This window comes from Anabaena sp. AL93 (assembly GCF_001672085.1).
Lineage (GTDB): Bacteria > Cyanobacteriota > Cyanobacteriia > Cyanobacteriales > Nostocaceae > Dolichospermum > Dolichospermum heterosporum.
Genome location: NZ_LJOU01000149.1, coordinates 1 through 9241, shown reverse-complemented (window position 1 = coordinate 9241; position 9241 = coordinate 1). Strand labels below are relative to the sequence as shown.

Here is a 9241-nt window from a genome sequence, read left to right as displayed (position 1 = left end):
TTCTGTCTCACTACTTGGTTATCTCGTTGAGGCTGGTAATGGGTAATTGGTAATAGGTAATTGGTAAAAAAAGCTCTGGTTTCATCCTGTTCATCCTTTAATCCTGGACATCCTGATTCTGACAATTTACCTAACTAGCGACTTACATTAAGTAGGTGAACACAATAAAACCAAACTGTGTAAAGAGACGTAAAATCCCTGAAAACTTCTTTACTCTTGCCTCTTGCCTCTTGCCTCTTGCCTATTGCCTATTGCCTCTTGCCTCTTGCCTCTTGCCTCTTGCCTATTGCCTATTGCCTATTGCCTATTGCCTCTTGCCTCTTGCCTTGCTATAACGACAATTTTCAACGCCAACCTACTTATTACCAACATTTTTTGAGATTGCTCTATTGAAAACCAGGAGGGGTTGAGATGTTAGTCATTTTCATGGACAATCAAATCCTTAGCTCTGAAAAGGTCTGTCAGTCTTGTTTACTAGCAAATGGTAGTGGACAACCTCGCTGGAGTGGAGGTAAACTGCGCTGTGGTCAAGCAATTAATAAGTTTACAGAACAACAGCCAGATCAATATGAGTGTGTGATGGGCTTTCGTGTCGCCAATATAAAATAGATTTGCCAGCAAGGTCAAGCATCTGCGTTATCCTAAGCTCAATAGCTGTTGAAATTTAGCCACAGGAGAACACAAAATGTCTTGGCGCGGGTCTACAACTTTCCCTGAGCGAATTTTCGCTTGTTTACCTTATTTGCTGCCTTTAATTGAGGTATTTGCTTTTGGTCAGTTTTTAATGAATGATTTTCCCCTTTTAAAACTGATATTTTTACCTCTGTTCCCACTGTTAAGAATTTACTATGGTGTCCGCTTTGCGGGGATGATTATTTTCTTTGCTTTGTGGTTGTTGGTGGTCAGAAACGAGAAAATTCATCATTTTATTCGTTTTAACACGATGCAAGCCATCATTTTAGATATTGTGATCTTTTTATGTAGCATCTTGACTGATATTGTGAAATTAGTTCCTGGTAGTGGATTTGCTATGCAAACACTGTTTACAACTATTTTTATGGGAATATTAGCAGCCGTTGTTTATTCCGTTGCTCAGTCTTTAATGGGGAAGTATGCGGAAATTCCCGCGATTTCCGATGCAGTACATATGCAGGTACGCTAACGCCCCACAACTGTGTTTTCTAGGCGACCAATTCCTTCGATTTCCACACGGATGCGATCGCCTATTTGCAAAGCCCCTACCCCCATCGGTGTACCAGTTAATATTATATCCCCAGGTAATAGAGTCATCACTTGACTGATATAAGACACCAAAAAATCTGGGGAAAATACCATTTGATCAATACAAGTAGACTGGACTGGGTGGGGATTATCATTCAAAAACGTTTGTAATCTCGCACCTGGGTTTAATTCTCGGACAATCCAAGGACCCAAAGGACAAAAAGTGTCAAAACCTTTGGCTCTAGTCCATTGGGGGTCTTTTTTCTGTAAATCCCTGGCTGTGACATCATTGGCAATGGTATAACCCCAAATTTTACTTTGGGCTTGGGCTGGGGTACAATCACTAGTGCGATCGCCAATCACCAAAGCCAATTCTCCTTCATAGTCTACCCGTTGAGACTGATGAGGGTACTTAATTTCTTTTTCCGACGCAATTACAGACGTAGGCGGTTTGAAAAAAATTAGCGGTTCAGCAGGTACAGGAGTCCCCATTTCCGCCGCATGATCAGCATAATTCTTGCCCACACCCACAATTTTTGAAGGCGCACAGGGCGCTAGAATCATGTAAGAATTGGATGGCAGGATTAAATCCGTAGGTTGACCATCCAACCAAGGTGGAGCATCTAGCACCTCCACATTCTGAGTAAGCTGGAGCAACCCATAGTGAATTTTCCCTTCTTGACTTTGAACTCGCACATATCGCTGCGCCATAAGTTTGACAAATATCCTTAAATATGCTTCTTTTATGCAGAATGTGGTTAATGATTGCCATTGAAAACTTGTCAAATTATAAGATAAATATGGAAGACCTGATGAATTTAATTAACAACCTATTAACCAGTAGACAAATCCTGCTAAAAATTGTGTTAGTGTAGAATGGCTAAAAAATTGTCAAAATTCCTTGTTGCTTGAGATGTTGATCAATAAAATTATCGCTCACAGCAATGTTTGTGTGAATTAACACCTCTTCAGCCATTTTGTCCAAAAGGTAAATTTAAAAAACATGACCACAGTTTACGAAACCATGTACATCCTGCGTCCTGACTTGGGAGATGAACAGGTAGTACAACAAATTGCTAAATACGAAAACCTCATTCGTGAACACGGCGCTGAGAATATTGAAATTCAAAACCGTGGCAAACGTCGTCTAGCTTATGAAATTCAAAGACATCGTGATGGCGTTTATATTCAACTCAACTACACAGGTCCGGGAACAGTAATCGCTATCATGGAACGTGCGATGCGATTGAGCGAAGAAGTAATTCGTTATATGACCGTCAAGCAAGAAGTTCACCAAGAAAAACCAGCAGAAGAAGTTGTAGCAGCTTAATAACCGCGTTTTCCCAAGTGATGAGTTAGGATTTCAGCAGTATGGCTTGCGTCATGCTGCGACATCAAGGAGTCAGGAGGAGTCAGGAGTCAGGAGTCGGCAAGTCTTAATTAATAATTCTATAAATATTTTAGATCCAAGCAACTACTTGTACACTAAACACGAGTGGGATATAAACTTTTGCAAAGTGACAAAGAACCTAGATGTGTAGGGGTAAAGCAAAAGCTTAATGGTGTCAACTTAAGCTCAAATCCTGATGATATCTCGTTCCCAGTCTCTGACTGGGAATGCTATTACAGAGGCTCTGCCTCTGTTTTCATAGAAGGCAGAGCCTTCTAGAATTCATTCCCATACAGAGTATGGGAACGAGAAAGGGTGAAACTGATATTTTACAAGGCTTTCACGTTAAGTTGACACCAATGAGCTTTTGCTTTACCCCTACTTTAGAATCAAACAATCAAATCGTTTTGAGTATATTATAGAAATTTCTAAATTATTTTAATCAAATTGCTCAGTATGTGATACAATCGGCGCAAGTCAAAAATCAAGTATAACTGTATATATATTAAGTAAGAGCTTTAACTGCCGTGAGCCAATCTGATATACCAAACATCCAAGAACTGTCTACGGAAATATCCCAGTTGCGCCAAGACTTGCAACTGCGTGATCAATTAGTTCAACAGTTATCACAAGAACTATTTCGGCTAGTCAAGGGTAATACTAACTTTACACCGCCAAAATCTGAGCCAGAGATAGATTCCAGTCAATTGCAAGCTTTAAGAGATCAAATCCAAGCTGTAGAACAGCAGGTAACGTTCTACCAAGAGCAAATTACAAATCGTGATACAGAGATATATCAATTACGTCAGTCTGTACAAGAACTAACTGATCGTAGTCGAATGTTAGAGCAAGTAGTACAAGAATTGCCCCAAATTTACCGTCGTAAGTTTGAGGAACGCATGACACCAGTACGAGACAAAGTAACAATACTACAACGAGAAAATCGCCAATTGCAAGCCGAATTGCAAAGTGTAAGTTACCGTTTAGCGCTCAAAAACCGCTACACAAATCATGGTGGTATTGATTTACCAACTTTTCCTCGCTCAGAAGCGACAGCCGATAGTATACCTGCTCCCCAGAATGCGTGACATATTCCTACACTGTACTCCATAAGTCAGTGTAGGCTTGACATAGATGATAAACGCTCTTAAAAAGCAGACTTAGGTAATTTTACATTTAATTTTCATAAGCTATTAATAATACAATTTAGGGCGGGTAGACCCCGCCCCTACTCGCCAAATCTCTTACTCTCTGTGACTCTGCGCCTCTGCGTGAAATAAATTTATGTCTTTATTCACTCACACCAACTTGTAACAAATCCAACCCTTGAGAAAAAATCTCATCAATTGGTAACATTTGCCCTTCTTCAGTCATAAACTTATGATCTTTTGTCGCGCGAATAATTGCCCCATTTTCTAATAAATATTCATAAACTTCCTGTTGTCCCCGATTATGCCATTGGGCAATTGACTGAGTATAAAGTATTCCATTACTATCAACAGTATAAACTTTACATTCAATCTGTTTTTCAACAATTTCCCCAATTTGTAAAAAACCATATTCAACAGTTAAAATTTCTGTGTCGTAACTTAAACAATATTCAGCAAACTTCAACATATCCCCAAATAAATGTTCAGAAACTTGGGGTACTACACCATTTTTTGCAGAACCATCAATAAAATTTTGTTTTTGTTTCTCCATTTCTGATACTTTCTTTTTACCCATAGCGCGACGAAGTAAATCAGCTTGTCCTAAACTATAACCAGCCATATCTTGAGCAATTTTCATAATTTGCTCTTGATAAACCATGATTCCGTAGGTTTCATTTAAGATTGGTTCTAAAATTTGAGTATCATATTCAATTTCTTCTCGTCCATGTTTACGATTAATAAATTTAGGAATTAATCCGGCATCTAATGGACCTGGACGATACAATGCTAAAATGGAAGAAATATCTTCAATGTTTGAAGGTTTCAAATCTCGGACTATTTGTTTCATTCCTGAAGATTCTAATTGAAATATTCCTTCTAAATCACCAGCTTCTAATAGTGAATAAGCTTTAGCAACATCTTTTGGTAAGTTAGTATGATCACCTTTGGCTAATATTTTTTGTGCTTTTCTTTCTTGTCCGGTAATTTCATCAGGATCAATTCGGTATCCTTTACTTTGTTCAATTAAATCAATGGTTTTTTGAATTAGGGTTAAGTTCCGCAAACCCAAAAAGTCCATTTTTAATAATCCCAATGACTCTAAATCTTCCATGAAATATTGGGTAATTACAGAACCGTCATTATTACGTTGTAGAGGAACAAGTTCGTCTAATGGTTCTGCGGAGATAACTACACCAGCAGCATGAACACCGAAGGTTTTGTTAGTTCCTTCAATTCGCATAGCCATATCAATCCAGCGCCGGACAGTGGGATCATTATCATATTTGGCTTTAAATTCTGGTTCGGGTGTTTCATCTGAAATCATCACTTTCAGTTTAGTAGGTTTACCCCGAACTACAGGAATCATTTTTGCCATTTTGTCAGAATCCCCGTAGGGAATATCTAATACTCTAGCAACATCTTTTAAAACTGCTTTGGATGTGAGACGGTTAAAAGTAATAATTTGAGCAACTCTATCAACACCATATTTTTCAGTTACATAATCAATTACTTGATCTCGTTTATCAATGCAGAAATCTGTATCAATATCTGGCATTGATTTCCGTTCAGGATTGAGAAATCTTTCAAATAATAAGCCATGATGTACGGGATCAATATTCGTAATTTTCATGGCATAAGCTACTAATGAACCTGCCGCAGAACCTCGTCCTGGACCAACGGGAATATTATTATCTCGCGCAAATTTGATGTAGTCCCACACTACTAAAAAGTAGGTAGAAAATCCCATTTGTTGAATCATTTTTAATTCATATTCCAATCTTTCTTTATAGACTTGATCTACTTCGTGGCGAGATTTGCGATTTAATCTTTCTAAAAGTCCCAGCCATGCAACTTCTTCTGCATAAGTATCTGCTGTATGTCCTGAAGGGATTGTGGGTGTGGGAATTTGGGGATCACCCATGATGTGATAAGGTTCGACTTTATCGGCAATTTCTTCGGTCGTCGCTATGGCTTCAGCAATGATATCATCGGGCAAATGGTCACGGAATAGTTGGTGCATTTCCTCAGATGATTTGAGGTATTCTGTGCCGCTATACCGCATTCTTTTATCTTCGCTAATGAGTTTCCCGGTTTGAATACATAACAAGGCATCGTGGGATTCTACATCAAAACAGGAGATAAAATGGGAGTCGTTTGTGGCGATGAATTTAATTCCTAATTCTCTGGCAATTTTGACTATTTCTACATTCACAATTCGGTCTTCTTGAGAACCATGATCTTGAATTTCTAAATAAAAATCTTCGCCAAATACATCTTTATACCATTTAGCAACTTTTCTGGCTGCATCTGGACGATTACTCATAATTGCTTGGGGAATTTCTCCACCTAAACAAGCACTAGTAACTATTAAACCTTCCCGATATTGTTTGAGTAAATCTTTATTAATACAAGGACGGGAAAAAATGCCTTTACCTTGGACACCTTGAAGGTGAGAAATTGTGGTTAATTTAACTAAGTTTTTATAACCTTTGGTATTTTTAGCTAATACGACTTGATGATATTTGGGACGGCGTTCTTGTTTGTCAATTTCACCGTTTAAAATGTACATTTCGTTGCCAATTATTGGTTTAACGTTCTTGTTGCGGCAGATTTTTATCAGTTCAACTGCGCCATACATGACACCATGATCTGTGAGGGCGATCGCTTTCATTCCTAATGCGATCGCTCGATCTACTAATTCTGGTAGTTGACTAGCACCATCAAGCAAGCTGTAATCACTGTGAATATGTAAAGGAACAAATGACATATTAGTATTTGGTAGAGTAAGAGAATTTTAGATTAACAATGATATCAAGTATTTGAGTTAATGATAACCCAATCGCGCATCTTTTACCAAAAGCTACATCATTCCCCATAATGGAGGCTTGATGTCCTGATAAAAGTACACCGCTATTAGCTGCTAAATTTCCATACATATCATATAATAACTTATTATGACCAACTACAAACTACTCGCTATCTTTTAATTATGAATCAATCCAATAATGGTGGTATCCTTGAACAGTTTGTCAACACAGTGATGGGTGTAAAACCTGGGACTCAAGAACAGTCTCTAAATACATCAGCAGCGGATACACAAGAACTAGATATCAAGGCAGTTCTAGTTTATAAATTAGGAACTATCCTACAAATAGGAGTGATGATTCTTGTATTGCTGGGAATGGAAAAATTGGTAATATTGATTGATAATAATCCTTTTTTTCCTAGTTGGTTTAGCACTTTAGTGACCGCATTATTTTTTGCTTTATTAAGTATCCGTTCCCGGATATTCTCCCTTTTAGATAATACTCGTTCTCGGACAACGTATGATCAAGTAATTAGACCAAAATGGTCTCCTCCACCTTTAGCATTTCCCATAGTTTGGATGATAATTGCGGTTTTGCGGGTAATTTCTTCGGTGTTAATTTGGCAGGAAATGAATCACCAATTTTTGATATTGCCGTTAATTCTGTTTGTTATACATCTAGCTTTAGGAGATACTTGGAATACGATTTTTACCGTAGAACGGAGATTAGGTGCTGCTGTTCCTGTGGTGATTTTAGGTCCTTGGTTATCGGCTATAGTGGTGACAGCGATTTATTGGCAAACTGTTCCTTTAGCGGGAATGATTTTATCTTTTTCTTGTGTATGGCTAACTGTTGCTGCTGTATTGGTATTGAGAATTTGGCAGTTAAATGGATCTGAGCCTTTGTATCCTTTAAAATTAGCTGTTGTGGAGAAATAAATAGGGTTTGCTGATAGCGTAGCGTGGCGTAAGCCATAAAAGTTGTCCGTGAAGGCAGGGAACAGTTTTAGCTATATCAATACCTTGTCCAAATCGAAAAAAGTCTTGATTTGTAGGTTGGGTTGAGGTACGTTCACGAAGTGTGGCGAAGCCATAACCCAACAAATGCGTGGGGTTGCGCTGTCGCTTAACCCGACCTACAAAAAATGGACAAGGTATTGCTATATGGATATCCTCAATTTTCCAAATCCGACAAGGAAAAATGCACCTATTTTGAGACACCATCAGCCAAAACCTGGCACTTTTTTGTGATAAAAATCCGCGAAACCTTTATTAATAAACGGTTTTAGCTTTATATGGTTAACGCCACGCTACGCTATCAGCAAGCCATAAGGGACTTCCAATTAAAAAAATACCCAAAAATTTCTTGTGGTGCGGGACGAATTGCCCGCTAATCATCAAGGACGGGCAGGATGCCCATCCCACAAAATTGGGTAATTTATTTTTTGGTGTTCCCTAAATGGTCACAATTATAGTGAGTTATGCGATGGCTACGCTCGTCAGAGGTTCCTCCACCTACCTATTTAACAAGAAAATTAAAAGTTGTTATAAAAAATATTAACAGTAGAAAGCCTTGCCATATCTAGGTTATAGCCATAAAGATAACCCAGGTTTCTAAATTTATCAAAAAATATTACGAAAACCCCTTTACAAATCGAAACATAGGGCTTAATATAGGTTCATAAGGTAGAAACACCTACCAAAACATACATAACTCAAACGCAATTATAAACACATGACAACCACCTTACAACAGCGCGAAAGTGCTAACGTATGGAGCCGCTTCTGTGAGTGGATCACAAGCACCGACAACCGTTTATATATCGGCTGGTTCGGCGTAATCATGATCCCCACCCTCCTATCTGCGATCGCTTGCTTCGTAATTGCATTCATCGCCGCTCCTCCAGTTGACATTGATGGTATCCGCGAACCAGTTGCAGGTTCTTTACTCTACGGAAACAACATTATTTCCGGCGCAGTAGTTCCTTCCTCCAACGCTATCGGTTTACACTTCTACCCAATTTGGGAAGCTGCTTCCTTAGACGAGTGGTTGTATAACGGCGGTCCTTACCAGTTGGTAGTATTCCACTTCCTGATCGGCGTATTCTGCTACCTCGGTCGTGAATGGGAACTTTCTTACCGCTTAGGTATGCGTCCTTGGATTTGCCTAGCCTTCTCTGCTCCTGTAGCAGCAGCAACCGCAGTATTCTTGATCTACCCAATTGGTCAAGGTTCATTCTCTGACGGTATGCCTTTAGGTATCTCTGGAACATTCAACTTCATGATCGTGTTCCAAGCTGAACACAACATCTTGATGCACCCCTTCCATATGTTGGGTGTAGCTGGTGTCTTCGGTGGTTCTTTGTTCTCCGCAATGCACGGTTCTTTGGTTACTTCTTCCTTGGTTAAAGAAACAACCGAAAACGAATCACAAAACTACGGTTACAAATTCGGTCAAGAAGAAGAAACCTATAACATCGTAGCTGCTCACGGTTACTTTGGTCGCTTGATTTTCCAATACGCTTCCTTCAACAACAGCCGTCAACTACACTTCTTACTCGCTGCATGGCCTGTAATTGGTATCTGGTTCACAGCATTGGGTATCAGCACCATGGCGTTCAACTTGAACGGTTTCAACTTCAACCAATCCATCATGGATTCTCAAGGTCGCGT

General features: G+C 39.1%; 10 protein-coding genes. 6 read left to right on the top strand and 4 right to left on the bottom strand.

Features of this window, described 5'->3' with window-relative positions; translation table 11 throughout:
• Window positions 1-411 precede the first annotated feature (411 nt).
• Together AN486_RS25050 and AN486_RS25045 are read left to right on the top strand one after the other, a co-directional pair.
• On the top strand, window positions 412-609 hold the full coding sequence (locus AN486_RS25050; protein WP_053540631.1) for a hypothetical protein: 198 nt from the start codon (window positions 412-414) through the stop codon (window positions 607-609).
• 76 nt (window positions 610-685) lie between these two features.
• Window positions 686-1162: a Tic20 family protein gene (locus tag AN486_RS25045; RefSeq protein WP_039205054.1), complete on the top strand. Its 477-nt coding sequence runs from the start codon at window positions 686-688 to the stop codon at window positions 1160-1162.
• On the opposite strand, the gene AN486_RS25040 is transcribed toward AN486_RS25045, so the two are convergent.
• Window positions 1159-1932 carry a fumarylacetoacetate hydrolase family protein gene (locus AN486_RS25040; protein WP_290602899.1) on the bottom strand — a complete coding sequence of 258 codons (774 nt, stop codon included), beginning with the start codon at window positions 1930-1932 and terminating at the stop codon, window positions 1159-1161. The genes AN486_RS25045 and AN486_RS25040 overlap by 4 nt on opposite strands.
• 292 nt (window positions 1933-2224) lie before the next feature.
• Between AN486_RS25040 and rpsF the strand changes: the two genes are divergently transcribed.
• Window positions 2225-2551 carry a 30S ribosomal protein S6 gene (gene rpsF / locus AN486_RS25035; protein WP_027404731.1) on the top strand — a complete coding sequence of 109 codons (327 nt, stop codon included), beginning with the start codon at window positions 2225-2227 and terminating at the stop codon, window positions 2549-2551.
• A 587-nt stretch (window positions 2552-3138) separates the two neighbouring features.
• Complete coding sequence (locus AN486_RS25030) at window positions 3139-3699, top strand: Npun_F5560 family protein (protein ID WP_053540633.1); 561 nt, start codon at window positions 3139-3141, stop codon at window positions 3697-3699.
• 202 nt (window positions 3700-3901) lie between these two features.
• Here AN486_RS25030 and AN486_RS25025 read toward each other — a convergent pair whose 3' ends face one another.
• Both AN486_RS25025 and AN486_RS25020 read right to left on the bottom strand, forming a co-directional pair.
• Window positions 3902-6529, bottom strand: a complete 2628-nt coding sequence (locus tag AN486_RS25025; protein ID WP_290602898.1) for a DNA polymerase III subunit alpha — start codon at window positions 6527-6529, stop codon at window positions 3902-3904.
• A gap of 1 nt (window position 6530) precedes the next feature.
• Window positions 6531-6698, bottom strand: a complete 168-nt coding sequence (locus AN486_RS25020) for a hypothetical protein (RefSeq protein ID WP_160290005.1) — start codon at window positions 6696-6698, stop codon at window positions 6531-6533.
• Between the two features lie 53 nt (window positions 6699-6751).
• On the opposite strand from AN486_RS25020, the gene AN486_RS25015 reads away from it, so the two are divergent.
• Window positions 6752-7507: a TspO/MBR family protein gene (locus AN486_RS25015; protein ID WP_290602897.1), complete on the top strand. Its 756-nt coding sequence runs from the start codon at window positions 6752-6754 to the stop codon at window positions 7505-7507.
• On the opposite strand, the gene AN486_RS25010 is transcribed toward AN486_RS25015, so the two are convergent.
• Complete coding sequence (locus AN486_RS25010; protein WP_290602896.1) at window positions 7487-7792, bottom strand: hypothetical protein; 306 nt, start codon at window positions 7790-7792, stop codon at window positions 7487-7489. The genes AN486_RS25015 and AN486_RS25010 overlap by 21 nt on opposite strands.
• Before the next feature lie 511 nt (window positions 7793-8303).
• Between AN486_RS25010 and psbA the strand changes: the two genes are divergently transcribed.
• Window positions 8304-9241: photosystem II q(b) protein (gene psbA, locus AN486_RS25005; protein ID WP_290602895.1), on the top strand; the 938-nt coding region annotated here is incomplete at its 3' end.

Coding starts and splice junctions, on each gene's coding strand:
- rpsF (WP_027404731.1), top strand. CDS start 2,225: ATGACCACAGTTTACGAAACCATGTACATCCTGCGTCCTGACTTGGGA.
- AN486_RS25020 (WP_160290005.1), bottom strand. CDS start 6,698: ATGTATGGAAATTTAGCAGCTAATAGCGGTGTACTTTTATCAGGACAT.
- AN486_RS25025 (WP_290602898.1), bottom strand. CDS start 6,529: ATGTCATTTGTTCCTTTACATATTCACAGTGATTACAGCTTGCTTGAT.
- AN486_RS25045 (WP_039205054.1), top strand. CDS start 686: ATGTCTTGGCGCGGGTCTACAACTTTCCCTGAGCGAATTTTCGCTTGT.
- AN486_RS25040 (WP_290602899.1), bottom strand. CDS start 1,932: ATGGCGCAGCGATATGTGCGAGTTCAAAGTCAAGAAGGGAAAATTCAC.
- AN486_RS25010 (WP_290602896.1), bottom strand. CDS start 7,792: ATGGTGTCTCAAAATAGGTGCATTTTTCCTTGTCGGATTTGGAAAATT.
- AN486_RS25050 (WP_053540631.1), top strand. CDS start 412: ATGTTAGTCATTTTCATGGACAATCAAATCCTTAGCTCTGAAAAGGTC.
- AN486_RS25015 (WP_290602897.1), top strand. CDS start 6,752: ATGAATCAATCCAATAATGGTGGTATCCTTGAACAGTTTGTCAACACA.